Genomic DNA, 24,258 nt, shown 5'->3' with positions numbered 1-24,258 from the left:
TTCCACTTAGTCCACGCTCCCTGGCCCAAGCAAGTTGTAGGGACCGGAAACTGAGGCGCTACCGAGATCGGGTGACATCTGGTCGTCGCCAACCAATCACACTGCCCATGTGTGCCCTTTGAGACCGGCTGCATCGATCGGTGCATAGCGAGATAGAAGCGTAGGCAAGGAGAGTAGGAAAAGTGAACTCGAGAGCAATCGTCGACGGATGGCCTTCGATGAACATGAAATGCGAGAGCATCGCATTTATCGGCCAGCACCAGGGCTGGGTCACTGCTGACTGCGAGCGCTCGTGATGGGCGGAAGTCTGCAACGAGACACGAGGCGTATCGAATGCTGGATACTCAGAAATATAAACTCGCCACAGAAATGGTGTATATAAACGCAACTAACAGATTAATCTGGTACAAGCTGGCTCTGTTCACAATGCTCTCTCTCGGGCCAGCAGGCATTTCCGCATCTCCGCGTAGCCTTATGCCGCCGAATTTTTAGTTCGTCGTGCCGTGAAACATTGGGGGCCAAATTTAAAAAGCGCCGAATTCCCCGAATAACGGGCCATTCAGCGGAATCCCTAATGAATGTTCCACGCGGCGCAGCGTTGATTTAGGATCGGACAGTTACGTTCCGGTCTCACGCACGATAACTTGCTGACGAAATACCGGAGCCGTAATGAATGACACGTATTTTGTAGTGAAAGCGCGCTCCACGCTGACGGGCGAGCTATATGGGCTTCGCCGCTCCCACGCGGCCCTGCGGATACGGCCCGAACGGCGCGAGTCTGCCCTTACCGGCTGACTGGCCCCGCTCCCAGAGATACTTCCAGACCGGGTTGACCGCCATGGCGGTCTCGACGGCGATATCCCGGGGCGTGCTTCCTTGGGGACGCAGAATATCGATTTCCATGTATTCCCCGTAGCCGAGTGCGACCGGCCAAGGGGTGAGCGTATCCGTTTCCGTGACGGGCGCTGGTTCACTGCTCTCAGGCGGTGCAGTTACGCTCAAATACACGGCGGACGGCACGCCGCTGACGGTCGTGCTGAACTACAGCCACAAAGTGAGCGGCCTGTCTGTTTTCGGCGTCGCGGCTGAGACCGGCGAACCGATGCTCTCCGCGACGTTGAGCGAAAGCAACACGAACGCCGCGTCCGGAGACGTTTGCGGAGGCCTCACCGTTACGGTGGATCCGCAGCGCACGAGCCTCTATCCCGTGGCGGTTGCGGGTGCGATCAAGGCTGGCGTCGTGCAGGGCGGCGAGCGCTATGAAACCCTTTCGCTTTCCACGCCGTGCGAGGCGACACTCAACAGCGTCGAAAATCATTCGCTCAATACCGCGCCGACCTCCACCACGCGGGGTAGCTTCGTATCCAGCTCCAATACTCTGAACCGCATCTTGACGGCGGGCGCCTATATAGTGCAGATGGACCGCTTGGCCATGGCACCGCTCCCGCTCGCGTGGCCGGTATCGCCCGAGGGTGTAGCGATCGACACCAGCGGCACAGGCATCGTGCAGAAGAGCGGCACGTGGCCGGCCGACTACGCGATGGCATTCGACGTGTATGTGAACAACAACAGTGAGGGATGGACGATGCGCGACGTCGTCAAACTGACGAGCCTGCGCTTCGTGATGCATTCGGCAAGCGATACGCAGGGCACGCCCAATACACTCGAGCTGGACGCATACAGCACCTTTGCCGGCGGAACGCTTCGAAGGCATCCTATGCGGTGGTGTGTCGTTCCGTGCCCATTACCCCGACTCCTTAAGGAAATTCCAGTAGCACCTCGCGGCGTTGTCGACGTCCGTCTTGCTTGTCTTCCCGGTTTAGGGGCGCGCTATGGCGTACGAGCGCGTCTCGAGACCGCGCGGTCATGCAGACATATCGTCATCGATAGCCCATATTTTGCCCAAGCCGGCCACCTCGCAAAAAATTGCCCATGCGGCGAATGGGATGTGAGACTCGCCGCTGATCCATCGGCGTATCTGTCGTCCTCCTCCTTTCTCGCTCAACCCGACGAGATCCGCCGCCTCGCGCCCTGTTAATCCGGCGCGGCGAATGACCTCGCGAACCTCAACGCCGGTCGGCTGTTGCCAGCCCTTGACCCATGGCACCAGACATTCCTGGCGGATATGTATATAAAAATCGCTCATTCGTACCTCATGTTCACACGGGGACCAGAAGGAACTACACCAACATGTATCGAGCCCCCGCGGCAGGAAGGCGCCGGATCGTCACGCCGCGATCCGCGGCGCGCCGGCGCGAACCCCACGCCTGCCGGCGCGGGTCCCCTGGCGCCTCGATCCAGGCGCGCGGCGCGCGCGATACATCCGTGATTATCGCAAGTCCGGTCTGCAAGAAGGAGGAGCGGCGCAGCAAGGAGGCGGTGCATAGGCCGTGGCTCCCGTACCGTTGCGGGCATTCATCACGGTAACTTCCCCGGAGCGCGGTATATGCGGCCTTGACCTGTTCGGGAGCGAGCCGAGACGCGTCGATAACGTACATGCGCTCACAGCTCATATCCCCGTCGCTGTCGGCCAGTTGGTGATCTCTCGGGCACCGTACCCCATCGTTGCCAGTGGCTTTCGGCGGCGCGCCAGTGGTTGATCGCCTGCTCGATCTCGGCGAGCGTCAGAAAGGCTTTGATCTCCATCTCGGTGGCATGTGACAACACTCGCGCAGAAGAGGCGCGAGTGTCCATTCTTGTTTAGTGGTATGGCGACAGAACCTCAAAGAGACGATGTCAAATGATCGACATTTCGGCGCAGGGGAAACATGCGAAGCCATGGATCAAATCGATTCGCCCAAACGAGCGCCGAACGCCAAAAATGGTAGGGGAACCGAATGATTCCAGCTGTACGTCGCCGCTTTTCAATTTGGCGCGGCGTGCAACGATACTCATCTGGCACGCTCCAGTCGCTGCGTGTTCATCGCTCCCGGTGCGACAGGCGTCACGCGGTCAAACTCCGCGAGCGCAGTGCGCGCGATCGCACGAAGCTCGTCGCGATGCATTTCGATCACGTGACCGTCCCGGTCGCGCATGTTGGCGATTCTTTCCAGGGCTCGCGCGGCATTGGCCGCCGCGTCAGCGGACAGGGCCATACGAAAGAGTTCGCTGCGCGCAATCGAGCGGTCGCCATACTGCCAGACCGCCAGCAGTGGAAGCAGCGCGGCGAGCCACGTTGGACGGGTATTCAGAGCATCCATGAAAGTGTCTCCTCAGGATGCCCCGGCCCGCAGGCCGAGGCATCCGGGTTAGCCGCGCAGGCGGCGCAGTTCGTCGGCGAGTACCCACAGGGCCCGGTTGAGCCGGATGTTTTGGTCGATACCGGTTACAGGGCGGGTCGTGGTGGAGCGGCCATTTGCATTGCGCCCGTGAAGCCCACCGCGAATCATGTTTTCCTGGACCCTTGAAAAAGTACTCCAGAGATCCGGAGCCTGATCCTCGACGCGACGCGGGGCGAGCAATTGACGTTCGGTAACTGGGGCGAGCTTGCCCTCGTCGTACCGCAGCGCAAGAGCCGCAGGGGCGAAGGCCGTCTGCTCGCCCTGATCAAGTACCGAAGCCATCATGCCTTCGCGCTGTTCTGTCGCGGCCTCAAAGCTGTCGAGCATTCTGAACGCGCCTTCGATGACCTCGCCGACCACATCGCCCTTGTGCGGGATGCGGATATCGGCGATGGTGTCGCCGCATACCATGCCGTTCTGGCAGACGAACCTGAAGCAGCCCCCCACCAGTTGAAACGACGAGGAGCCATCGTGGCTGTTCAAGAGGATGATCTCGTTGGCTTCGCGACCCGCAATATCCTCAACATGGCGCATGCGGATAAGGTGCTTTGTGTACGCACGCCTGTCATCGTCACGTACCCGGGTCTGGCAGACCATGAAGGGCTGAAAACCTTCACGACGAAGAGCATTTAGTACATCGACGGTCGGAATGTAGCTGTAACGCACGGAGCGGCTTTCGTGAGCGGCTTGAGCAAGGATGGAGGGCGCGACTTCTGCAATCTCGTTATTCGACAGTGGGCGATCCGAGCGCAGGGCGACGGCATTACGGCTGAAGCGGCTTGCAAGCGTAATCATGCTGTTCCTCACAAAAAAGGGCGGCCCCGACCCGCTGGCCGGAGCGGGTCGATTAGTCGATGGCGCGTAGGATGTTGGCGGCTTCCACGTGCTGCGCGGCGAACTGGCGCAACTGGTGGTAGCGCTCGATGATGGCGTCATCGAGTGTCTTTTCCGCGAGGTGGCAGAGGGCAAACAGGGTGACTGTGATGCCGAAAGCGTCCGAACCCATCATGTCGCTGTAACCGTTCATATGCCAGTGAACATGCACGCGCGAGGCCTCGGCAGGAGCCATATAGAAGCCTCCATTGGACAACGTAAAGAAGAGCCACAGGCCGCCCTGGTAACTGCGATCGAGGCGGGCAGCCCAGTCGTACACGTAGGACTCGCCCGTCAGGTAATGCCTCCCCAGATAGCGAGGTAGGACGTTCATGCGCAGTTCTTCCGGTACAACAGAAGAGGTAATGCGGTCTTGAGTCATGGTCATCGGAGCTCTCCGGTTGGTGACCGAAAAATGTTTCGGCCTCACTTTTATTATAGGGCAAATTGCCCTTTATTAAAGTCAGAATGAGCGCGCGCTATATTTAATTTGTCTAATCATGTATATAGTTGATGCCGATTGTCTATTTAAGGGCAATATGTCCTATATTTAACGTGAGACCAGAACTCATCTGGTCCCAAACCGGTGACAGTAGAAAATCCATCGAAAGGAACGGTTGGCGCGGAGGGTGGGCGCATCGAATACGTTGCGTGTTCTAGGCTTCGCCTGTCGCCGCTGAATGTGCGAGAAGCAGCCGAAGGCCATTGATGCACTGGCCGTGCTGATGGCTCGCATGGTCCCAGTCGTGTTCGAGGAAATCAATTCGCGGCAGTCCGCGGAGCATGCAATCCGGATTGATGTACACACGCCACGGCCGAATGGGCGGGGCTGTTGTCGAAGCATTCCGTCTAGTTGCTGGCCTCGCAGCAGCAGGAGGCGGACTGTTTGCATTTTGCGTGGCGGCGACGCTCGACGGTATCAGCGGAACGGGCAGCCCACATGCGATCAGTGAGGTGACGAATGTTCTGGGCACTGACGTGGCGCATTACTGGAAGCCGGCGCGTGCTAGCTACTTCGATCATCTATCGAAGGCCCGCATCGAGGAGGTGATGACGGGTTCTCTCTGCAATGCTGATTGGCCTAAGCGAACAAGCGTGTGCGCCGCGCGCCGATGTCGAACGCCAGGGGAGCGGTATCAACCCAACGCGGCCGGGTGATTCGGTTCAGCGCCTGGGCGCCTCGCCGTACTTGCGCGCTATTTCGTCGATCCCGGCGCTCGAAATCGACGGCTGGTCGTATTGCTGCGCTTCGAGCTTGATTAACTGCATACGCGAGAGGTGCGGATTATCAGCAGCGAGTTCATCGAGCGTCCTGATGCCTGCGCGAAGTGAGGAAGTGGATGGCGTGGACGAGGGCGACACGGGGGCTCCCTGAATAACGGGCGCAATGGCTGCTGGGGTGGGCGATGGCGATGCAGCGCGGTTGAGGGTCGCATGTGCACGGTTCGGTGCGCGTCGGCCCAGACGTTTGCGGATGCGATGCAGGGCGTTGTCAAAAACGGGGAGACTCATGGTGAGGCCGCGCTTTTGCAAGCGAGCGTGGAGTTCGCGCCTGGAGACACCGCGTGCCATGGCCGCATCAATCTGCTCGATCAAATCGGCAAGCTGCGCGGTTTCAGAGCGCGCCGTGCTGGTTGCGGGCGCATCAAGCAGATCTTCGACAACGGCGGTGAGGTCGGTGAGCGGCATGGCGAGGTCCGCGGAGAGTCAACGCAGACTGATGGTGCTACAAACGTGCTAAATAGTCAAAAATGCGTGATGAGTAAACGCTTTAAACCAGCTTTAGTTATGCGAATTGATGCTTGAAACCTGCAATATGGATGCTACAGTGTTTGCTATAGAGTAGAGAATTGAGGCACGTCGAATATGTTTACGCAACGCTACGCGTTCCATAAAATATTGCGTGCCAAAGGGGCCAAGCCCCTTTGAAACCCCGATGCGGACTACGGCGCCGCATCCATCGCGTCGACGGAATTGCCGTCGACACTCAGCACTGCTAGGTATGCGAAGTGAATAAGGAGGAATCCACGATTCCGAAGGCGCATTGGCCGGCCTATGAATTCCGCGCGCGTACGATCAGTGGCGATGAGACGCTGTTCACGTTGCCAGGGCAGTCGGCGGACTGGACACATCTAGCGGGGCTATAGACGATGCCGCGAAAAAAGAGTAACGATGGGGCCGGGCTCGGCAAGCCGATCGCATTCCGGCTGTCTGAGGCGGACCGCGCAGCCTATCTGGAAAAGGTGACGCGAAGCGGGCTGACGCAATCGGAGTTTTTCCGTCAGGCAGTGCTCACGAACCGCACGCGGGTGATTGCGCGACCAGTGGACAGCGTGGATCGCAGGCGACTGCTGTATATCTTCAACAAGACCAGCCAAAACCTGAGCCAGATCGCAGGCCGGGCGAACTCAGACCACACAAGCGGCAAATTATCCGAAGCAACCTACGAGCAGTTGCTGAACGAGATGCAGATGATCTCGCGGTATCTGAAGGCTACCCTTGTGAAGGTCGACTAGGGAAAGGTGAGACCGATGCTGGCGCCGCCCGCCTGGTACAGGGATATAACCGCGAACCACACAACGGTGCCGGCGCCAGCGGGACATCAACGCGTTTGCGTGAACATGCAGGCAGCAATGACTATCACGTTTCTCGAGGAGCGCCTTTACCTGTCGATGCGCGCACGCGAGTACGGCCCGCTGATGCATGCTGGTTGCAAGGCGGTCCGTACGATGCTCGATGCGCCGGCGCAAATCTCTATCGGACCCGGTTTCCGGGTATCGCTTCCGGGGCTGACGCGGCAAGAGCCGCGGACAGGGGCGTGACCCATGCTGATCCGGGTACGCGGTTATCACGATGGCATCAAGGCCTATCTGGAGAAGGGCCAGAAGCAGGACCGCGAGTTCGAGCGCGACGAGCTGGACGAACGCGTGATACTCGCAGGGGACCTTGATCTGACCAACAGCATCATCCAGTCGATCGACACGGAGGCGGAGCGCTATATCAACGTCACGCTATCGTTCAAGGAAGACGAGGTGTCGCGCGAGCTGCTAGATGAGATTGTCCGCGAGTTCGAGGCATTCGCATTTGCCGCCTACCAGCCGGACGAATACAACTTCTACGCCGAGGCGCACGTGCCCCGGCTCAAGAGCTACGCGGACCGACGCAGCGGCGAGCTCGTCGAGCGCAAGGTACACGTGCACGTGGTGATTCCGGAAATCAACCTGCTGACCGGGCGTCGACTTTATCCGTTCGGGAAGGTTGACCATAACGAACGGTTTCTGGAGGCGTTCCAGGAACATATCAACGCGATGTACGGCTTCGCCAGTCCGAAGGACAACCGGCGGGTGCACTTCACGGATGCGTCCGAGATGATCAGCCGTTACAAGGGAGACGTGTTTGCGCCGATGAACCGCGAGCTGAAGGCCGCAATCCTCGAAGCTGTACTGTCGCGCGATGTGACGCATTTTGAGGACTTCCGCGTCTTGCTCACGGAGTTCGGCGAGACACGCACGCGCAATGCGGGCCGTGAAGCCGAATATGAAAACGTGAAGCCGCCGGGCGCGACGAAAGGCGTGAACCTGAAGGAGTTTGTCTTTTCGCGTGCGTTCATCGAACTCGATGCCGCGGGCAAGCGTGAAGCCCTCGACCAGAATGTTCACGCAGAGTACTTCGAACCCGCTACGCCGCGCGCGACGCCACAGAACTATCTCAATGCACTTTTCGAGTGGAACGATACGCGCGCGAGAGAGATCAAGTATCTCAATAGCGGCAGCAGTTTCTACAAAACGTATCAGGCGGCGTCGCCGGCAGAACGGCGGCGAATTCTGGAGCACCGGGAAAAGCGGTTCTATGACGCAGCAGGAGGAATTGATGAGCGACTACGACGAAACGATGGTGGACCCGGAGACTGGCGAAACTGGAGGCAGCCGCACTGGCACGAGCCGGAGCGCGCGCGGCACGAACTCCGTGGCCGGTGGCGACGTGGAGCGGATCACGACCTTGACGCTGGCTTCGATCGACCCCGCGCGCCGACCCGAGCCCCATACCGTGTGCGAGGTGTGCCCGGCGGCGGTGTGGATGGCCACGCCACGCGACCTCAAATGCTTCTGCCGGCTGATGCATTACTGGAGCTGGGAAACCAGCAAGCCGACCGAATTGACGCATTGCGATGGTCTGGCGATCGCGAGCGAACGGGAGGAGAACAGCTAGATCCACGGCATACGCTGCTGAGCACCATTGCGGCGCGTATGTACGAGAGGTGGGACGCGGCCGACGACGCGGGACGGGCCCGGATGGCCGCAACGGCCGGCGACAAGTTCGCGCGTGACGGCGGACCATTCGGTCAGCGTGAAGCGTACGGTCTGAACCGGGCGTCCGGCGGTGGCCGTGCGCCGGCGGAATTCGGTCCGCTGGACGAGGTCCGGAGTCTCGCCGATGTCCAGTCGCTTGATGCGATCGAATCGATGCCCTTTGAGACCGCTGTTGCTGCCGACACGAGCGCGGCTACGGTTTTCAATGCGCGTGCGCGAGCTGCAACTGGCCGGGAGGCCGATACGGTTCGCGACCAGTTCGCGCGTGATCTCGTGGAGGCGCGCGCTGTTCGCAACGCCCGTGAGCGGTCCGGGTTTGCTGAAATCCGCATGACGCTTGATGCTGGCCGGCTGCTTGCCGCACTCGCGCATTCTCACGGGCTGATTGTCGAGAAGTACAGCATTGGTAAAGGTGCGGACGGGGGTGACCGGATCCGGGCTGGCTCACGCAATCTGAATGTGTCGGATTTCCTCACGAAGGAGATGAATCTCTCGTGGGCCGAGGCGGCGCAACTGCTGCGCGATGTGTACCGGGCACAGACAGGGCGCAGTCCCGAACATGCGCCACGTCGTTCACCTGAGCCGGATCTGTGGGCCGGGTTCCAGCATTGGCGCACGATCTATCGCGCCGGGCTTCGTCGCGCCTGGGATGAACAGATGCAGCACGAGAAGGCGCGGCGTAGCGAGATCAAGGCAGCGTTCTACAGCGTACGCAACGGGCTTGCGGACCGCACGGATCTACGCTCGACGGCGCGCCGGGAGCAGCTCTCGGCCGCCCGCGTGACCCGCCTCGAGGCTGAGGTCGCACTGCGCGCACGCATCGTACATGAGCGTGACGCGCTCAAGCGGGCTGATAACCGGCCGATCAGCGACCAGTACAGGGATTTCCTGCAGGAGCGGGCACAGGGTGGCGACGAACGTGCGTTACGCGAGCTGCGCCGGATGCAGCAGGTGCGGCTGAGGGTCCAGCGTCCTGCCGATGAGTGGTCGGTCGTTTTCAGTGCGCCATCGCGTGACGTGGACCCAGTAACGTCCGGTCGCAACGAGATCATCTACAGCGGCCCTTCAATTACCTACGAGGTTCTAGCAACCGGAGAGGTCGAATACCGCCGGGACGGTGCAGCGTTTCTCGTCGACGAGGGGCGTACGCTGCGCCTGTGGGACAGCGAGCGGGAGGCGCTTGAGCTTGCACTGCGCTTGGCACAGCAGAAGTTCGGCTCGATGCTATCACTTAGCGGGCCCGAAGCCTTCGAGGCAGCCGCTGCGCGTGCCGCAGCTGAGCTGCGAATGCACGTCACGTTCGAGCAGCCAGAGCTCGAGAGTATCCGGCAGTTGCGGAGCGCCGAACTTGATGCCGAGGCACAGGAGCGCCGGACGGCGCAGCGCGAGCGCGCGGACTGGGAGCGCGACGAACTGCGCGATATCGTGCGTCGACCGCATCCGCCCGTAGTCGGCGATACGCCCCGTGCGGACCAGGATAACGAGTCGCCGGCTGATGGCCAAACGCCGGATGGCGGACCAGAGACTGAGCGATGAATTGCCTCTCTTCGGAAAACCGGATGATGTTCAACACATAGACTACCGCCATCGTCCAAGTTATGCCTGGTATCGCTTAGGAGTACGATCACCGTGACGACACCGACGACCCGAGGTGCAGAAACGTGGTGTCCTCGCTGCGGAAGCGGCGAAGGCGATGGACGCCTCCGTGGTCGGCGACGCCGTGCCGATACGACGGGAGCTATCTGAACAATTCTCTGATCCGCTACCGCACCCGTTACGGCGATTTGCAATAAGGGCAACAACGGGAACAAATAGCCGCACCATGTTGGATGCGCGGAAGCGATACCCAGGGAACAACGGAGCTCCCCCTGTTGCCGCGGATTCAACCGCACACGGCGATGCTTTTCCTGACCGTGACCATGGGTGCACTTAATATTCGGCACTTGAGTGCGCAATGCTCCTTCCGCTGCCTGCCTGAAGTGGCAAAGGATTCGTTTATTGGGGAGCACGCCCGGTATCCGAACTGACAGGAAGGGCGATGAAATGGCATACGCCATCACGGAGTCTGCCTTGGGGTGTCCAGCGGATCCTGTAACATTCGTGCGATCAAACATTTCGTTGGGGTCGGCAATGAAGGGCGTAACCATTCAGCCCGGGAAGAGCGCACCATGAGCGCGCACGCAAACGCCGAGATTCTGCTCGCGTGGCTCGCTGAGCATACTGTCGCGACAGTGAGCGAAATCGCGGCTTCCGGACTGATGGGTTCGCGCACGGCGTCTGATGCGATCCAGTACGCTCTGCACAATGGCGCGCTCGAGCGCGTCGTCCGCGCAGGCGTTAGTGCGAAAGAGCGGGTGCGCTACCGGTCAACTGGGATCGCATTGCCCGTGCCTCGAACGCAAGTCCAACCTACTTTCGATGGGTTGCTGGAAGCCTGGGGCATTGCGCTCAAGCCCATTCACCTTGCAATGGTTAATTCGCGCACGCACCAGATTTCGGATAGTGGGCAGGCAGAGGAGTAGGGAAGCTGCTACCCGACTGGTCTACGATTGCCCGCGCTCCGAACACAGGCAGGCCAGCCATCCTTCGAGCTTCCTGACAACATGGGGCATGATGCTTGAGCCACCGCGGCTTCTGTCGACCAGCTCGCAAACGCACCAGATTTCAGATGGCGAGTGACAGGAAAGGGATGGCGACATCACTGAAATGCGCTGTTCAGCGCGCACAGTGGTACAGGAAAAGGTGACGTCGACATCTGGGGCTCGCGGCCGGTTCATACGTCGTATGTCGTGCGGCCAGTGCGCTCATCAGAAGCACCGACTGCGTATCCGGCACGGCTCGATCGACATCGCCGGCAACTTGCCGCATGCGCGGCAGCTCCCGACTGAATGCCCGTTATCGGCAGGCCGGTACCTTGCCCTCATGGAGCGAAAAATCGTCTCGTGCGCACTCACGAGCGTAGGTAGGCGTGACGATGCATGTTCACTGGCCAACCATGCAGTTTGTCCTGTTATGCCGCGGTGCCGGGCCATTGTCTTCTGACTGCCTGGTCAGTGCATGACGCGTCGTGCCCGGGAATTTCGCCCGTTCAGCGCAGGGGGGCACGCGCTCACTTTCGAGCGATCTGCGCCACCATTTAACAAGTTGAACAAAAGCATTCCATAGACTAGAGTGGTCCGTAGCCTCTATCTTCAGACATTTTACGGATCGGCAGCACGCATGGCGGACAACGGACGTTCTCGTCGTCGATCACACTCCATGACGGATGCGCTAATGGCAGACATCGCGAACTCGTTCCAGTGGACTAGATTTCTATCGATCTTCGCAGTCGTCGAGATTTCGCTCTGACGCACATTCATCGAATGCGTGTCGACGTTCATGCCGGCATTGGTGCATAAGTCGATCACGGGCGTGCACGCTTACTGATGGACTCGCGGCTTGCTCTGCGCTACAGATAAAATGATAAGTAATGCTATTCTATTTTTACTCGTTTCTTCTTCAAAATGAATTTTGAGGCGGCTACGACCGGGTATCCCGTCACGATTCACGATATGCGGCAAGGGGATCGCCATGTACTCCACATGGAAGGTAGGTTGCGTGGCGAACCATGTTCGTTGTGCATTGATCGCGCTAGCCATGCTGGCGATCGCCGCATTCCAGCCTGCCGCGGGACAGGGCTTCGCCATCAAGGATCTCGGCGCGCTCCCCGGTGGAGACTACAGCAACGCCCTCGGAATCAATGAACGCGGCCAGGTGGTCGGTTACTCGATAACCGCAGCCGGGGCCACGCACGCTGTTCTGTTTGAGAACGGCGAGGTTCACGACCTGGGCACACTCCCGGGCGGCAGCTCCAGCACGGCCACCGCGGTCAACAATCGCGGCCAGGTGGCTGGTACCTCGAATACGGCACGAGGGGACCAGCACGCCTTCCTTTTCGATCACGGGGTGATGACTGACCTGGGTACGCTCCCCGGTGGCAACTTCAGCGCAGCTGCCGGAATCAACGAACGCGGCCAGGTGGTGGGTTACGCGACCAATCTACGCGGGTATGTGCACGCCGCCCTGTTTGAAAACGGAGTCGTGATCGACCTGGGCACGTTTGCCGGTGGCAGCGATAGCGGCGCTTTAGGGATCAACAACCTCGGCCAGGTGGTCGGCTACTCATCGAACGCAAGCGGATATGCTCACGCGTTCCTGTTCGAACATGGTGTCATGACGGACCTGGGCACGCTTGCCGGTGGAGGGCTCAGCCATGCTCAGGGGATCAATGAGCGCGGCCAGGTGATCGGCATTTCGTCCGTCGCAAACGGGGACGTGCACGGATTTCTGTTTGAAAACGGGGTGATGACCGATCTAGGCACGCTCCCTGGTCGCAACAATAGCAATGCTTTCGGGATCAACAATTCCGGTCAGATCGTTGGCGAGTCGGATACCGGATGCTGTCCGTACTTGCCACACGCGTTTCTGTTTGAACACGGAGCAATGACTGACCTGGGCACACTTCCGGGAGACAACTTCAGCGAAGCTGTCGGGGTCAACGGAAGCGGCCAGATCGCAGGTAATTCGTCGTCTCGCGCCATTCTCTGGACACGAGGAAAATGAGGCTAAAGAATGAATTTCCGCGGCAGGGCACGTCAGAGCGGAAAACGCACGTCACCATTCCAGTCACCGTGCGTCGGAGAGGCCGATGTCGGGTCAGTCTCGTCCTGTAGCGTGCTGATCGACAAACTGCATTTTTGATGGGGTGTTCGTGGTTGGCCCTGGCCGCTGGTGTGCAGACTGGTTCGGCAGGCTCATCGACTGGAGTTCCCAGGTTGCCAACGCTTTTTCGACGAACTGGGCGGGACAGTTTGTGCTGGCCGCCGCGAAATCCTGGCGTGCGCCCGATACATCGCCGCGCGCCAACAGCCACTCGCCGAGATAGGCGTTGGCCTCGCATAAGCGGTCGTCGTGGTCTTTCCCGCCGTTGCCTGTTGCGGAAAGCAACCCGGCTGCGGTAGATCTTCCCATGTAGAGTGCGAGAATGGGATAGGGCCAACGATTGGCGTCAAGGCCACTTACCTGGTCGGCGAGTGCGAAGCGGTCGTCTGTCGCAAGCTTGAGTGCGATTATGTGGCGCCAGATTACAACATAGGCGTAAAGTGACTGGTCGGCTTTGTCTATTTTATGCGCGCGATACAACCGCTGCCATTCGCTCAGGTCTGCATCGGCCTGGCGCAATTGTCCAGTGTAGAAGTTCAACTGCGCACGCCCGTAGAGCAAGCCGCCATCATCATGGACAGACTGACCCACGATTTCGTAATCGTGTGCCGCGGCGATGTACTGGCCAAGCGTGGTCTCGTCGTCCGCAAGGTACCGGCGGGTGAGTGTGTCTTGAGCGTTCGCCTGGAGAATGGCGTGAAGTTCCTCAACAGCTGATGCGTAGTCTCCCAGTTGCTCGAAAGAGAAGGCACGTTCATGGCGCAGCGAGATCGAGTTCGGCAGCAATTTGATCGCGCTCGAAAGGACATCGATGGATCTTCGAACTTGCCCCGAACGCACGAAAGCGCGAGCAAGAAGCACGTGATTGCGTGCAGTGCTGGGCGCCAGACGAACAGCCTTCTCGAAATCGGCAACGGCGTCGGCATTGTCTCCTTGTTTATCGTACGCGAGGCCGCGTAGCCGCAACAGCACATCGTCATCCGGCATTAGCGTGATCGCCCGTGAATAGTCCGCAATTGCCTTTGACCATTCGCCCGTCTCTTCAAAAACCTGTGCCCGGCCCACAAAGGCCTGGGCGTCCATTGGGCGAGCATTCAATACCGACGTGTAACCAACAATTGCATCGGCGTATCTATGCTGCAACTTGAGTAACAGGGCGGCTGCACGTTTGGCATCCGTGTCGTTCGGGTCAAGGCCAAGCGCGGTATTCGACTCCTCCCTGGCTTCATCCAGTTTACCCGCATCAATCAGAAGTCCGACTTTTCCCACATGCGCGGCGACAGTGCGTGGCGCCATGGCAATTGCGACGTCATAGTCCCACAATGCGTCCTGTGCATCGCCTCTGAGTTGGTATGCAATGCCCCGGGAAACGTAAATGCTCGCACGTTGATCGCCGGCTGCGATCGCCTGATTCAGGCAGTCAATGGCCTTGTCAAACTGCTTGCGCTTCATGAGCAGGCTGCTGAGGTTTTCCCACGCGTGCACATCGCTCGGGTTGAGCCGCAATGCCTGCTCATAGTCCTGTTTGGCTGCGTCGAGATTGCCGACACCGAAATAGGCTCCACCGCGGTTATTGAACGCGGAAGCCGTCGCGTTTAGCGCAATCGACCGGCTGTAGTTATTGATCGCCGAAAGATACCGTTTGAGTTGGAAGTCTCTCTTTCCAGACGCGAAATACAGCGAGGATCGTGCGAATGGCGGGATCTCGGGGTTGTCGCTGACGCCCTGGCCGAAAATCGCGATGGCTTGCGCGTTGTGCCGATAGCGGAGGACTTCATCGCTGACGTCAAGCGGCTGCATTAAGGCCGCATAGGCGGAGACATGCAACAGCGGTAGCGACAAAAGTAGCGTTCCCTGAATTTTCATTTTTCTTCGTGCCGACGATTTCGGATGCCGGTATATCGACACGACGAGGAGAGTTTTGAAGGGGAGGGGGAATGCTTCGCTCGTGGGGGCGGGGTATCTGCTCGAGCGTCACAGTACGGCTCCCTGGGACTGGCACTCGGGATGTGGCCCACGGCAATACTCCGGGCGTTGTGAGTCTGCTCCTAACGATGTAGGGTTAGTGCATGACAAGCGCGAGGTGAATGCGAACGACATCATGTCAAGGCGGCCGCATCGTGTACCGTGCTGTCATCACTGATGGAATGACGCCGGTGCGGCGGTCGTGGACCTTGGTAAAGGGGCCGGGTCGGCATGTGTCGGGCGTTCTGGATGACCCACAACGACGGATCAATGTGAAATGAAATCGAATGACCTGCTGGGCAAGCCCGCACCCTCGTTCGACGAACCCATCGAGATGCTCAAGGCGTGTCATGAGCGCATCGCGGCGCAATGTCGCACGCTCGAGAAGCTGATGGAGCACCTGCCACTGCACGGCTCGGATACGCAGGCACAACAGGCGGCGAGCAACATCATGCGCTATTTCGATGTGGCGGCTCCCCATCACCATGATGACGAGGAGCGGGATCTTTTTCCGATGCTGATCGAAACCGGTCAACGCCAGGGCTTGTCGATGGCAGAACGCATCGCATCCCTGTCCAGCGAGCATCGATCCCTGGAGGCGGCATGGGCACAATTGCGTGTCGTGCTCGCCGATATCGCCGATGGGAAAGAAGCCTTGCTCGAGCGCGTCTGGGTAGAGAACTTTGTCGGCTCCTACCGTGCGCATATAGCCCTGGAGGAGAGCCAGGTTCTGCCGTTTGCCGAAGAGAGCCTGGATCGGGAACAACTGGCGACTCTTAGTGCGGCGATGGTGGCGCGGCGCACGCATTCGCGACGGCTTCAAGCGCGGGTTTAAGCAGACGCAGTTCACCGCAGCCCGGTTGCGGGACGATTACCTCGGTCCAGGGCCCCGGCCGGCCAGCCGCGACCCGGCAATTCCGCGTCGAGCGCCTCATGGCCGCTCGTCACCGTGCGGCCGTGCGCCGAAGCCAGTTGCGAGGCTCGCCACAAATCCGGGTGTATCGCCTCGACGTTCAGTAGCGGCAGCGCCATGGTGCCCCCAATAAATACTGTATAAATATACAGTGATCGTATCGGGTCTGCTTGCAAAAGTCGCGCGGTCAGTCGGTGTGTGACTGCTTTGTATTCAAATCATGTTGAATTGCGATCTTGCGCCAGGACGCACTTTCTGTAACTCCAAAAAGTCCTTGCATGCTCCTATTTTTCGACACTACAATAAGTTGCATGAGAATCACATTTGACCTTGCGAAGGACGCGTCGAACCAGGACAAGCACGGCGTATCGCTCGCCGAGGCTGCGTGGCTCGACTGGGATGGGATGCTGGTGGTCCAGGACATGCGGCACGAGTACGGAGAGGATCGGTACAGGGGCATTGCCCTGTTAGGGGGAAGGCTGTATAGCGTGGTTTTCACGCCCCGCGACGAAACCATGCGCATCATCAGCCTGCGCAAGGCGAGTAACACGGAGATTGACGCTTATGAGCAAAGCTAAGCTGACACGCAACACCGCCGCTGAGGAAGCGGCAATCCAGCGCGGAATCGAGCCCGATCCGGACAACCCGGAATGGACGGCTGCGGATTTCGCCAGGGCGCGTCCATTCACTGAAGTCATGCAAAAGCGCATGGGCCGTCCGCCGAAGGAGAATCCGAAAGAGCAGGTCACGATGCGCTATGACGCAGAGGTTCTGGAGGCGTTTCGTGCGACCGGCGCAGGCTGGCAGACGCGCATGAATGACGCGCTAAAAACCTACCTGAAAGAGCACCCGCTCAAGGCAGCCTAAGAAAGCTGTGGAGCGGCTTGTGGTTGAAACGGAGTTCGGCCAGTGCCGACGAGTATCGGACCATGAAGCTGCCGACGGTCCGGTGGGGCGGCAGATCGGTCGCCGGATGGCGCGACCGGGTCACACGCTGGCACCGGGACGCTGCCAGATCGGGCAGCGCCCTCTGGCAACCGGCAGATCGGTCAACGGTCGGTGGCTGGCGGGAAAACAGGTCGACGCCGGTCAGGAATGACGTCTCGCGGAGGACGCGCCCTGGTGCGCGTCACATTTGCGCTTGCTGACGGGGAAGACGCAGCAAGCACAACGGGCCTTGCGGCCCGTTCTCTGATCAGCGCTCAAGCCGCCACTCGGGCAGCTCGGGAAATGCACTTCGTGTCGATGTCTTCGCCCGCTTGCGCAGTTGCGCCTTCGTCCCGGAAGTGACCACGACCTTTTTCTTGCTGGAGCGCGAAACACGCACCACGACGCTCGGCGGGGTCGCCACATCCGGCTTGGGCTTCTTCAGGGATTCGCTCATATCAGCTTTTCACCGAGATAGTCTAGTCGCTTTGTCCAGGCCGGGCTTTGCGCCGCCAAGTCAAACTCCATCTACATGAACGGCCCCTTTTGTGCCAGCTTTCTCATGCATTGACAAGAGAGAAGAGCCGTTTCCGAAGGAGAATTCGCTCTCCGCTGGCCGTTCGTGCGTGCACCGGGTGGTTGCGCGGCTATCGTTTTTCTTTCGTACGGCACATCGATGCCCGCTGTGAAGGATAACTGAATGTGTCGTGAATCACGCTCGGGCGAAGGGGGAGGGACGACCGCGACTTGAGCGGAAATAACATTTCATGGCTGTGTCTGCGATTGGCATGTCTGGACTCCGGCACTTCATGAATGCCGCAGTCTGGGCGACTTCGTCACGCTCGCGTGGGCCATCGAGCCAACGATGAAGTTCTGGCAGTGACGCGCATCGTCGCGATGAGTCTGCTGGACACGGTTGTGAGAAACGGCCGGATTCTGGCAACTTCGTTCCGGCTCTCACCTGGACTGGCTCATCTTCAGCAAACGGGTGCTATGCGCGCCGTCATGTCACAGCAGCAACTCTTCGATTAGTCACCGCATAACGTTCAGTGGCTGGCCAGTTTGTGCGGAAAGCGAGGCACATAGCCGTTCGTTCCGTGCCTGAAGCTCTATTTCTCAGTGGACGGGAGTCACATCAAGTGAATGTCCAGGCATCTGGAGCAAGGAAGATGACGCCGGCTCCAGGTCCGGGTTGTCCCGGCTCTCAGGCGCTCACGCCCTCTGTTTTGATTGTGGCCAGTCTCGAGCCGGCAAACGGGTCATTGCGCCAGTCGGCGCCGGTGCGTTTGTCCGGGTCGCGATTCGACGCGCAGTCAATTGCGAAATGCTCAAGAGACTGGCCGGCACTGATTGCCTGAACCACCCATTGTGGCGGAGCGCCTTTGCCGTCCCATGTGTTGCCCGAAGCGTCGCGGAAACGCACTGCCCGCAAACGCTCCTGATCGGCTGCAATTGAAGTAGCGATGTCTTCCGGTTCGATTCCAAATTCAGCCATCCGCCGTTGCAGATAGGCCACGATGCTTTCGCGTTTTCTCTCATCCATCTGGTGTATTCTCCGCGCAACAATCTGTCGTTGGGCAGGTGATTGCAAATCGCGTGCCGCCAGGATGCCACGCGACCCAACGCTGCCCGTGCCGGGGCAGCGAAGAGGGTGGAGCATGTTTAAACCATATTTTGCTGGGAGCGGCGCAGGTGAGGCGCCGCGACTGGCGACCGGTATGAGAGCAGTATAAATCAACCCGGACGGGACACCAGGTTTGCTTGCGCACGTTGAGTCTTCGTTTATTGCGCTCGCGATTCATCGTGCGAATCGAACAGGCGCATCGCTGACTCAAGACCCATACCTCCCCGACCAACGATGCCGGGCACATGTCTGGACAATAGAGAGATGGCTATCTTGCGGCGCAATAGCATTGAAATAAAGAAAGGCGGCGCTGCGGGATGCACAGGCAACATCGGGTGTGCATCTATTCCTGAACGCCAGTGACATATAAACCGTTACGCGCTGTGCTTTCAATTTGCACGAGTGTACTGATAAAGTCATAATCACGATCGCGTCAATTCTGACGGGCCGACCGAACTTCGAAGTGCCTGGCAAACAAGCTAGGGAAGTTCCAGGATCGCATGAACGGAAAACACCACAGCGAGGAATAGAAATGGTTACCCTGGACGCAATCAACTCGAAAATTGCCAAACTCCAGAAGCAGGCGGCAACGATCGCCGAAAAGCAGTCGTCGGTGGGCCTGACGAAAATCCGTGACCTGATGCAAAAGCACGGACTGACTGTCGCTGATATCGAAGGCTTTGTTGCAAAGCGACGCGGTCGTAAACCTGGGACGACGCTGGCAAAGGCGGCAGCAAAAGCCCCGGGTGCGGCCGTGCATCACGTTGCGCCGAAATACGCGGATCCGAAAACGGGCGCGACGTGGTCGGGCCGTGGTCTGGCGCCGCTGTGGATTCGCGACGTCAAGGATCGTTCGAAATTCCTGATTGAAGCTGGGGCAACGGCGAAGACTGCCGGCGCCAAGGCGGCACCTGCCAAGAAGGCAACTGCGAAAAAGGCTGCTGCGAAGAAGGTAGCTGCGAAGAAGGCAGGTGCAAAGCGTGTCGTGGCAAAAAAGGCGGTGAAGACGGCAGTCGCCACGAAAAAGGCTGGCCGGGCAGCAACGGCTCCGGCAAAGGGTGTGCGTGGGCGCAAGGCCGCAGCACCCGCGAAAAAGGCATCGGCGCCGCGCAAGGTTGCAACTAAAAAGGCCCCGGCCGCAATTGAGGCTGCTGCCACGCCTGAAGTCGCAGCAGCGTAACGGCTAACGGGCGATCCAGTCGTAGCTGGCGGAGCGACATGCTGGCGGCGCCGCATTCGCGGCCCGCTACGACTGATTACTCAGGTCCCTTCGCGCGTCGCCTTAATGAGAGCGGCGCGCCATGTTTGTACGCGAGGAAATGCGGACCCAGAGCCGCACGCCGTCAACCCAATGGCTTACCGTTTCGCGCTCGTATCTCTCGCGTTGCCAGCTGACTGTCCACCCGAGTCGGTTCCTCCGGCGGTGGGTCGGCTGATCGCGGCCGCATGGAATGGCATGAGCCGAGCGCAGCTCGTGGACCGTGCTCGCCGGCTCGACATGCGTGCATCGCTGCGGGTGCAGCCCGGTATCGGACCGGATGGGCTGACGCAGTTCAGGCTCACGCTCAGTTTTGCGAACGGAAGCTTCGAGCTGATCGCCCATGTACGCCGTGTCATTCGCCGGCGCACGGGCGCGCGACGCCAGAAACCGTCATTGCCTCCAGCACGCGATATCAGGCAACAGAGCCTTTTCTGAGTGTTGACGAGGCTGGGACAACGCCTGTCGACACACAGGCATCACCGCTGAAAAGAAGCCCGCTAGAGAATCCTGAGATTGCGAATCTTTCCGATTGCTGGTGAGCGTTCGACGATCAGGTTCGCGATGAATTCAGGCAACAGTGCGCGCGGCACGTTCGCGGGGATATCGGTCACGAGCTGCGAAGGCACCTGAACGATGAATTCCTCCGGCGCAGTGGCGAGACTATGTTCGTACGCAACGCGGATTTCCATGCTGTTATCTTTCGGAGATGTGGTTGCCGGGAGTGCATGCAATGTGCGCAGGGCTATGCAGGGTTGTGGACTCAGTGTAGCGCGCGATACACCTGTCGTTGTTTGTTGTGAGCGCTTGCGCGCTTGTGCCGACCATCGCAGGCTGCACCGCCCGCGACTCCATTTCCCTGTCATGCAAGCCCGGCGGTTTGGTCCCCGTCTATGGGAGCTGGTTACCATCTGATGCCGGAATATCTGTGTGACGTTTGTGCGAGCCTCTCTCACGTCCGCACGTCCTTGTTCACCGGCGGCATTTAATGCACATGAGCAGAGTGATATGCGATCGCGCGACGGGGCGCGTTGACGACGTTATCGTGCAACCTCGAGATGACTGTCGTTGGTGCGGGTGTCGCGCGCGACCACACCGACCAGCTTTCCGAGGTGATCACTCGCCCTGAGTACGATCTCCATTCGGGTCACGCTGAGCGCGCGGTCGTATTCATTTACCACGGCGGTGAGGCCGTCAGTCAGCGATTCAGGCACATTCCAGACGCGACTGCGGTCTGCCTGATCGAGCACCTCTGCGAGGCCACGCTCAACGCGTTCGATGTCCGCGATATCGAGCTGCCCATGTCCCGCCCGGGTAATGAAGCTCGTGATGATGATGATCTGCGAGAGGAGATTAACCAGCGAGCGGTCCGCTTCCCCGTTGCGCAGACGCTCGAGCGCAATCCGTGCACGCAGCGCAAGATCCGAGGATTCCTTGCGGGGCATGGGAAGAAAGAGCGATTTTGCATGCGCACTGGTAGACGGACGACGCGGGGAACGGTAGTTCTTGTTTGACATGTTCGACAGCGGGCGAATGGATTTCGGGTTCGCATATTGGGACGCTTCACCGCAGGGCAAGAGCACCCGTCAAAATTTGTCCCTGTCTCGCGGTTCGTCGCGTTTTCTGTGGGGTCGCCTTTCGATGCCTGGCTGCAGCCTTGTTGCGAAACCGCCTATAAACGCGACTAACTGTCCGCGCGCGACGACTCCGGCAAGCGCCTGACGGCGGCCTCCGCTTTCCTGCATTGGCGGCACTCCCCAAGGAACCGCTGGAAAGCCGGAGCAGGCAGAGGGGCATTGCTGCCCGGGTCAGGACGAAAACAACTGTGCCTTCCTCGCGCTGATTGCGCAGACGGAGCCGGAGTCTGTCGGCGAACTGACATTCAGGATGGGAGGCGCAAAACCGGATCGGTCGAGGACCTTGAAGACATGCGGGAAAGACGGGCTGATTCACTTGCGTTTTCTGTACTGCGCGGAGTAACATGGCCGTGTGATCTAACGCGGCCATGTGATTTCACATGGCCAACTGAAATAACGTGGCCAAGTGAATCATGAGCGACCCGCATTTCCTGACCGGAGCAACCGACCGTCTCGCGCGCCGCTCCGTATATTCGCTCTTCGAAAGCAACGGTTGGCAAGTCCAGGAGGACAGTGAGGGTGGCAAGGGTGGCGAGTTCGTCCTGACCAGCCCTCATGGTCAGACGTATCACGCGGTATTGAAAGCGCTAGCGGAAGGGCGTGCCGATCGGGTGATACCGCTTTTCTCGCAGGCGCTGCTCGAATCGCGAGTCCACGCCAATGCAAAGCCGGGCAAGTCCCGTCCCGCTGTCCTTATCTGGGTGGGAAGTGCATCGCAGGCGCTCGTCACCAGGCTTCGAGATTTTCAGCGTGTGTACGGCAAAGGTGAACCTGTCGCTATCTTGTCGGACGTGCCGCTGTACGTTGACTTTCCGGGTCTGGAGGCCGATAAACGGCCGGTGAGTGTGCGGCGCAGCAGCCATTCCGCACCGCCGACGCTTGTTTTCTCCGATCTCGTCCAATGGATGCTCAAGCTCCTGCTCGCGGCCGATATCAAGCGAGAGAACCTGATCAATGCCCCGGAGAAGATGTACATGACGGCGACCGACCTTGCACGTGAAGCGGGCGTATCGGTCATGACCGCTACGCGGCTCGTCAATGCCCTGAAAGAGGAAGACTTCGTCGAGGCGGTGCCGCACCTGCGGCTCGTCCAGCGACGCAAACTCGCGCAGCGGTGGAAGGCCGCCTACGTGAAACCGGCAGTCAGCGTGCCGATGAAATTTCTCGTGCGTGGCGTGCGTGAGGAGCAGCAGTTACGAAAGACGCTCAAGCGGGAAGAGGGGGCGACGCTGGGTCAGTTTGCGGCGGCGCACGCACTGCGCGTAGGGCACGTACATGGCGCGCTGGCGACCCTGTGGGTGCCCGATCTCGCAGCAGCTGAAGGCTGGCGGGGGCTGAAGCGTGCGCTCGAGGGTGAACGGCCGGATCTGATTCTGAGACTGCATCCCTATCCTCAATCGCTGCTTCGGGGGCGCGTCATGCGCGAGGGAGTCTGGGTGTCCGACATTATCCAGACATGGCTTGACGTCTCCGCCGATACGACGCGAGGTGCCGAGCAGGCAGCCGAGCTCGAGCACGGCGCGCTGGCAAGCGTCGTGGGAGAAAAAACGTGAGCGAATTGGCAGATTTCAGCAGACTGGCGATGACGCTCGAGCCATGGCGCAAGCAGATCGTCTTTGTTGGCGGATGGGCATTCCGGCTGTACCGCTATGAGCCGCGTGCTTATGCATGTCGCAGACAGCATGGAAGTACGCCATGTTGCGGCGAGTTCGGAAGCCCAGTCTGGATCGCTCCGTTTCTCGTCGAATGAATTGTCGAATGCGTCGGGGTCATCCGCCTCTTTCGAGAACAAGGGGTCAAAATCCAGCGATTCCTTCGGTGTCTCGCGCGGGGCATAGCTTCGAACTCCTTGCCCATAGAGGGAACACCAATACTGCTGCACAGCGCCGTCGTGCCAACAGCCATCCGTAAAGTTGTCGGAAGCGAAGCCTTTTGCGACTTCTGGAAAATAGGCAATGCCAATATCCCCGGCAGCCAAGCGTACGATTTCGCGATCCGACAGACTTTGAACAACGTCATAGTAGGCAGCCGCGACCACCCTTCGGAGGTCCTCCTTGGCGTGAGGCGAATCCATATTCGCCCCGGATGCCGATAAGACCAATAGAAGGTCTTGGGCTGATAGACTCATTCCACAGCGCTTGTTCAAGCGTGCGGCAAGCCGGCCAGCCGACGCGTCGTCCAGGTCAGTGGCTATCCCGCGCTGGAAACGCTATAACTTCTGACCAGTTCCGCAGCCCAGGCACCGCCGCCGCAAGGTCAAGTGCCTGGTAGTGACCAATTGTGTGACTCGAACGGGCACGAGGCCGCGGATGCCCTCGGCCAGTTGCTTCAATTCCGGAATTTCCATTGCTTTCTCCAGGGCATCTAGCTCCGATGCACGCTTTGCGGGCCGCCCAAAGAAAACAATGAATAGGGGAGTTAGGTTGAAACCTCGTCTTTACCCTGTCCAAGGGACGCGTGCGGCAGGGGACGACACCCTCGCAGAGGCATATCAGATTCCGAAATTGCGTCAACGTATAGGTCGAGGCCGTTGTCAGTACAACAGCTGAATTGGCGGAAGTCGCAACCAAGCCGACTGCTGCTCATACGGCTTCGAGGTCTGTTGCGGTGATGGTTTGCCACTGAGCATGAGTTTGCGTCGATTGCCGACGAAGGCCGATTGTGCGATGCCTGGGCGGCACTACATTCCGCTCATCCAGAGCCAGTCCGGCGCACAGCGCATTGGCCCAATATTCACGGATGTGGGCGCTCCGCTGGCAGCGCCCTCGT

General features: G+C 59.5%; 25 protein-coding genes and 1 pseudogene. 11 read left to right on the top strand and 15 right to left on the bottom strand.

The window, feature by feature from the left end; translation table 11 throughout:
* Nucleotides 1–720: 720 nt before the first annotated feature.
* The 8 genes from VSR72_RS12050 to VSR72_RS12015 form a co-directional block, all read right to left on the bottom strand.
* Entirely contained in the window at nt 721–903 is a 183-nt protein-coding gene (locus tag VSR72_RS12050) for a hypothetical protein (RefSeq protein WP_342952595.1), read from the bottom strand.
* A 961-nt stretch (nt 904–1,864) separates the two neighbouring features.
* Nucleotides 1,865–2,146, bottom strand: coding sequence for a helix-turn-helix transcriptional regulator (locus VSR72_RS12045; protein ID WP_342952594.1), 282 nt, complete (start codon nt 2,144–2,146; stop codon nt 1,865–1,867).
* Nucleotides 2,147–2,502: 356 nt separating this feature from the next.
* Entirely contained in the window at nt 2,503–2,646 is a 144-nt protein-coding gene (locus tag VSR72_RS12040; protein ID WP_342952593.1) for a hypothetical protein, read from the bottom strand.
* Nucleotides 2,647–2,736: 90 nt separating this feature from the next.
* A complete protein-coding gene (locus tag VSR72_RS12035; protein ID WP_342952592.1) occupies nt 2,737–2,895 on the bottom strand; it encodes a hypothetical protein in 159 nt (52 codons plus the stop codon).
* The gene (locus VSR72_RS12030; RefSeq protein ID WP_342952591.1) at nt 2,892–3,200 is read right to left on the bottom strand and encodes a hypothetical protein; all 309 of its coding nucleotides are present in this window, start codon (nt 3,198–3,200) and stop codon (nt 2,892–2,894) included. Before VSR72_RS12030 ends, VSR72_RS12035 begins: the two co-directional genes overlap by 4 nt.
* A gap of 48 nt (nt 3,201–3,248) precedes the next feature.
* Complete coding sequence (locus tag VSR72_RS12025; RefSeq protein WP_342952723.1) at nt 3,249–4,073, bottom strand: DUF932 domain-containing protein; 825 nt, start codon at nt 4,071–4,073, stop codon at nt 3,249–3,251.
* 55 nt (nt 4,074–4,128) lie between these two features.
* On the bottom strand, nt 4,129–4,542 hold the full coding sequence (locus VSR72_RS12020; RefSeq protein ID WP_342952590.1) for an antirestriction protein: 414 nt from the start codon (nt 4,540–4,542) through the stop codon (nt 4,129–4,131).
* Between the two features lie 776 nt (nt 4,543–5,318).
* Nucleotides 5,319–5,843, bottom strand: coding sequence for a hypothetical protein (locus VSR72_RS12015; RefSeq protein ID WP_342952589.1), 525 nt, complete (start codon nt 5,841–5,843; stop codon nt 5,319–5,321).
* A gap of 461 nt (nt 5,844–6,304) precedes the next feature.
* Between VSR72_RS12015 and VSR72_RS12010 the strand changes: the two genes are divergently transcribed.
* From VSR72_RS12010 to VSR72_RS12000, 3 genes are all read left to right on the top strand, one after another.
* On the top strand, nt 6,305–6,670 hold the full coding sequence (locus VSR72_RS12010) for a plasmid mobilization relaxosome protein MobC (protein WP_342952588.1): 366 nt from the start codon (nt 6,305–6,307) through the stop codon (nt 6,668–6,670).
* Nucleotides 6,671–6,979: 309 nt separating this feature from the next.
* On the top strand, nt 6,980–10,000 hold the full coding sequence (locus VSR72_RS12005; RefSeq protein WP_342952587.1) for an LPD7 domain-containing protein: 3,021 nt from the start codon (nt 6,980–6,982) through the stop codon (nt 9,998–10,000).
* Between the two features lie 539 nt (nt 10,001–10,539).
* Complete coding sequence (locus tag VSR72_RS12000) at nt 10,540–10,986, top strand: hypothetical protein (RefSeq protein WP_342952586.1); 447 nt, start codon at nt 10,540–10,542, stop codon at nt 10,984–10,986.
* Nucleotides 10,987–11,883: 897 nt separating this feature from the next.
* Here VSR72_RS12000 and VSR72_RS11995 read toward each other — a convergent pair.
* Nucleotides 11,884–12,102, bottom strand: coding sequence for a hypothetical protein (locus VSR72_RS11995; protein WP_342952585.1), 219 nt, complete (start codon nt 12,100–12,102; stop codon nt 11,884–11,886).
* Between VSR72_RS11995 and VSR72_RS11990 the strand changes: the two genes are divergently transcribed.
* A complete protein-coding gene (locus tag VSR72_RS11990) occupies nt 12,101–13,066 on the top strand; it encodes an HAF repeat-containing protein (RefSeq protein ID WP_342952584.1) in 966 nt (321 codons plus the stop codon). The genes VSR72_RS11995 and VSR72_RS11990 overlap by 2 nt on opposite strands.
* Before the next feature lie 93 nt (nt 13,067–13,159).
* On the opposite strand, the gene VSR72_RS11985 is transcribed toward VSR72_RS11990, so the two are convergent.
* On the bottom strand, nt 13,160–15,031 hold the full coding sequence (locus VSR72_RS11985; RefSeq protein ID WP_342952583.1) for a tetratricopeptide repeat protein: 1,872 nt from the start codon (nt 15,029–15,031) through the stop codon (nt 13,160–13,162).
* 376 nt (nt 15,032–15,407) lie between these two features.
* Between VSR72_RS11985 and VSR72_RS11980 the strand changes: the two genes are divergently transcribed.
* Nucleotides 15,408–15,965: a hemerythrin domain-containing protein gene (locus VSR72_RS11980; RefSeq protein ID WP_342952582.1), complete on the top strand. Its 558-nt coding sequence runs from the start codon at nt 15,408–15,410 to the stop codon at nt 15,963–15,965.
* On the opposite strand, the pseudogene VSR72_RS11975 reads toward VSR72_RS11980, so the two are convergent.
* A pseudogene (locus VSR72_RS11975) lies at nt 15,946–16,162 on the bottom strand (hypothetical protein); the annotation flags it as partial. The gene VSR72_RS11980 and the pseudogene VSR72_RS11975 sit on opposite strands and share 20 nt — an antisense overlap.
* Nucleotides 16,163–16,354: 192 nt before the next feature.
* On the opposite strand from VSR72_RS11975, the gene VSR72_RS11970 reads away from it, so the two are divergent.
* Both VSR72_RS11970 and VSR72_RS11965 read left to right on the top strand, forming a co-directional pair.
* A complete protein-coding gene (locus tag VSR72_RS11970; RefSeq protein WP_342952581.1) occupies nt 16,355–16,621 on the top strand; it encodes a BrnT family toxin in 267 nt (88 codons plus the stop codon).
* Nucleotides 16,608–16,910, top strand: coding sequence for a BrnA antitoxin family protein (locus VSR72_RS11965; protein WP_342952580.1), 303 nt, complete (start codon nt 16,608–16,610; stop codon nt 16,908–16,910). Before VSR72_RS11970 ends, VSR72_RS11965 begins: the two co-directional genes overlap by 14 nt.
* Before the next feature lie 328 nt (nt 16,911–17,238).
* On the opposite strand, the gene VSR72_RS11960 is transcribed toward VSR72_RS11965, so the two are convergent.
* Both VSR72_RS11960 and VSR72_RS11955 read right to left on the bottom strand, forming a co-directional pair.
* Complete coding sequence (locus tag VSR72_RS11960; protein WP_342952579.1) at nt 17,239–17,427, bottom strand: hypothetical protein; 189 nt, start codon at nt 17,425–17,427, stop codon at nt 17,239–17,241.
* Nucleotides 17,428–18,174: 747 nt separating this feature from the next.
* Nucleotides 18,175–18,630: an H-NS histone family protein gene (locus tag VSR72_RS11955; RefSeq protein WP_342952578.1), complete on the bottom strand. Its 456-nt coding sequence runs from the start codon at nt 18,628–18,630 to the stop codon at nt 18,175–18,177.
* Between the two features lie 496 nt (nt 18,631–19,126).
* On the opposite strand from VSR72_RS11955, the gene VSR72_RS11950 reads away from it, so the two are divergent.
* A complete protein-coding gene (locus VSR72_RS11950; RefSeq protein ID WP_342952577.1) occupies nt 19,127–19,774 on the top strand; it encodes an H-NS histone family protein in 648 nt (215 codons plus the stop codon).
* 276 nt (nt 19,775–20,050) lie between these two features.
* Entirely contained in the window at nt 20,051–20,290 is a 240-nt protein-coding gene (locus VSR72_RS11945; RefSeq protein WP_236597017.1) for a hypothetical protein, read from the top strand.
* Between the two features lie 62 nt (nt 20,291–20,352).
* Here the strand turns inward: VSR72_RS11945 and VSR72_RS11940 are convergent, their stop codons facing one another.
* Together VSR72_RS11940 and VSR72_RS11935 are read right to left on the bottom strand one after the other, a co-directional pair.
* Nucleotides 20,353–20,544 (bottom strand): hypothetical protein, encoded by a 192-nt coding sequence (locus tag VSR72_RS11940; RefSeq protein ID WP_028215456.1) that lies wholly within the window; start codon nt 20,542–20,544, stop codon nt 20,353–20,355.
* A 348-nt stretch (nt 20,545–20,892) separates the two neighbouring features.
* Nucleotides 20,893–21,369: a hypothetical protein gene (locus VSR72_RS11935; RefSeq protein ID WP_342952576.1), complete on the bottom strand. Its 477-nt coding sequence runs from the start codon at nt 21,367–21,369 to the stop codon at nt 20,893–20,895.
* Between the two features lie 533 nt (nt 21,370–21,902).
* Between VSR72_RS11935 and VSR72_RS11930 the strand changes: the two genes are divergently transcribed.
* Together VSR72_RS11930 and VSR72_RS11925 are read left to right on the top strand one after the other, a co-directional pair.
* Nucleotides 21,903–23,042 (top strand): RpiR family transcriptional regulator, encoded by a 1,140-nt coding sequence (locus tag VSR72_RS11930; RefSeq protein WP_342952575.1) that lies wholly within the window; start codon nt 21,903–21,905, stop codon nt 23,040–23,042.
* Nucleotides 23,039–23,239, top strand: coding sequence for a hypothetical protein (locus VSR72_RS11925; protein ID WP_342952735.1), 201 nt, complete (start codon nt 23,039–23,041; stop codon nt 23,237–23,239). Before VSR72_RS11930 ends, VSR72_RS11925 begins: the two co-directional genes overlap by 4 nt.
* Nucleotides 23,240–24,258 lie beyond the last annotated feature (1,019 nt).

It is taken from the genome of Paraburkholderia sp. JHI869, from assembly GCF_038900775.1.
GTDB lineage: Bacteria > Pseudomonadota > Gammaproteobacteria > Burkholderiales > Burkholderiaceae > Paraburkholderia.
This window is presented reverse-complemented; position numbering and strand designations above follow the sequence as displayed.

Excerpts from the sequence above, each read along its gene's own strand:
- VSR72_RS12050 (WP_342952595.1), bottom strand. The coding sequence starts at position 903 with ATGGAAATCGATATTCTGCGTCCCCAAGGAAGCACGCCCCGGGATATC.
- VSR72_RS12045 (WP_342952594.1), bottom strand. The coding sequence starts at position 2,146 with ATGAGCGATTTTTATATACATATCCGCCAGGAATGTCTGGTGCCATGG.
- VSR72_RS12040 (WP_342952593.1), bottom strand. The coding sequence starts at position 2,646 with ATGGAGATCAAAGCCTTTCTGACGCTCGCCGAGATCGAGCAGGCGATC.
- VSR72_RS12035 (WP_342952592.1), bottom strand. The coding sequence starts at position 2,895 with ATGAGTATCGTTGCACGCCGCGCCAAATTGAAAAGCGGCGACGTACAG.
- VSR72_RS12030 (WP_342952591.1), bottom strand. The coding sequence starts at position 3,200 with ATGGATGCTCTGAATACCCGTCCAACGTGGCTCGCCGCGCTGCTTCCA.
- VSR72_RS12020 (WP_342952590.1), bottom strand. The coding sequence starts at position 4,542 with ATGACCATGACTCAAGACCGCATTACCTCTTCTGTTGTACCGGAAGAA.
- VSR72_RS12015 (WP_342952589.1), bottom strand. The coding sequence starts at position 5,843 with ATGCCGCTCACCGACCTCACCGCCGTTGTCGAAGATCTGCTTGATGCG.
- VSR72_RS12010 (WP_342952588.1), top strand. The coding sequence starts at position 6,305 with ATGCCGCGAAAAAAGAGTAACGATGGGGCCGGGCTCGGCAAGCCGATC.
- VSR72_RS12005 (WP_342952587.1), top strand. The coding sequence starts at position 6,980 with ATGCTGATCCGGGTACGCGGTTATCACGATGGCATCAAGGCCTATCTG.
- VSR72_RS11990 (WP_342952584.1), top strand. The coding sequence starts at position 12,101 with ATGCTGGCGATCGCCGCATTCCAGCCTGCCGCGGGACAGGGCTTCGCC.
- VSR72_RS11995 (WP_342952585.1), bottom strand. The coding sequence starts at position 12,102 with ATGGCTAGCGCGATCAATGCACAACGAACATGGTTCGCCACGCAACCT.
- VSR72_RS11985 (WP_342952583.1), bottom strand. The coding sequence starts at position 15,031 with ATGAAAATTCAGGGAACGCTACTTTTGTCGCTACCGCTGTTGCATGTC.
- VSR72_RS11980 (WP_342952582.1), top strand. The coding sequence starts at position 15,408 with ATGAAATCGAATGACCTGCTGGGCAAGCCCGCACCCTCGTTCGACGAA.
- VSR72_RS11970 (WP_342952581.1), top strand. The coding sequence starts at position 16,355 with ATGAGAATCACATTTGACCTTGCGAAGGACGCGTCGAACCAGGACAAG.
- VSR72_RS11965 (WP_342952580.1), top strand. The coding sequence starts at position 16,608 with ATGAGCAAAGCTAAGCTGACACGCAACACCGCCGCTGAGGAAGCGGCA.
- VSR72_RS11960 (WP_342952579.1), bottom strand. The coding sequence starts at position 17,427 with ATGAGCGAATCCCTGAAGAAGCCCAAGCCGGATGTGGCGACCCCGCCG.
- VSR72_RS11955 (WP_342952578.1), bottom strand. The coding sequence starts at position 18,630 with ATGCTCCACCCTCTTCGCTGCCCCGGCACGGGCAGCGTTGGGTCGCGT.
- VSR72_RS11950 (WP_342952577.1), top strand. The coding sequence starts at position 19,127 with ATGGTTACCCTGGACGCAATCAACTCGAAAATTGCCAAACTCCAGAAG.
- VSR72_RS11945 (WP_236597017.1), top strand. The coding sequence starts at position 20,051 with ATGAGCCGAGCGCAGCTCGTGGACCGTGCTCGCCGGCTCGACATGCGT.
- VSR72_RS11940 (WP_028215456.1), bottom strand. The coding sequence starts at position 20,544 with ATGGAAATCCGCGTTGCGTACGAACATAGTCTCGCCACTGCGCCGGAG.
- VSR72_RS11935 (WP_342952576.1), bottom strand. The coding sequence starts at position 21,369 with ATGTCAAACAAGAACTACCGTTCCCCGCGTCGTCCGTCTACCAGTGCG.
- VSR72_RS11930 (WP_342952575.1), top strand. The coding sequence starts at position 21,903 with ATGAGCGACCCGCATTTCCTGACCGGAGCAACCGACCGTCTCGCGCGC.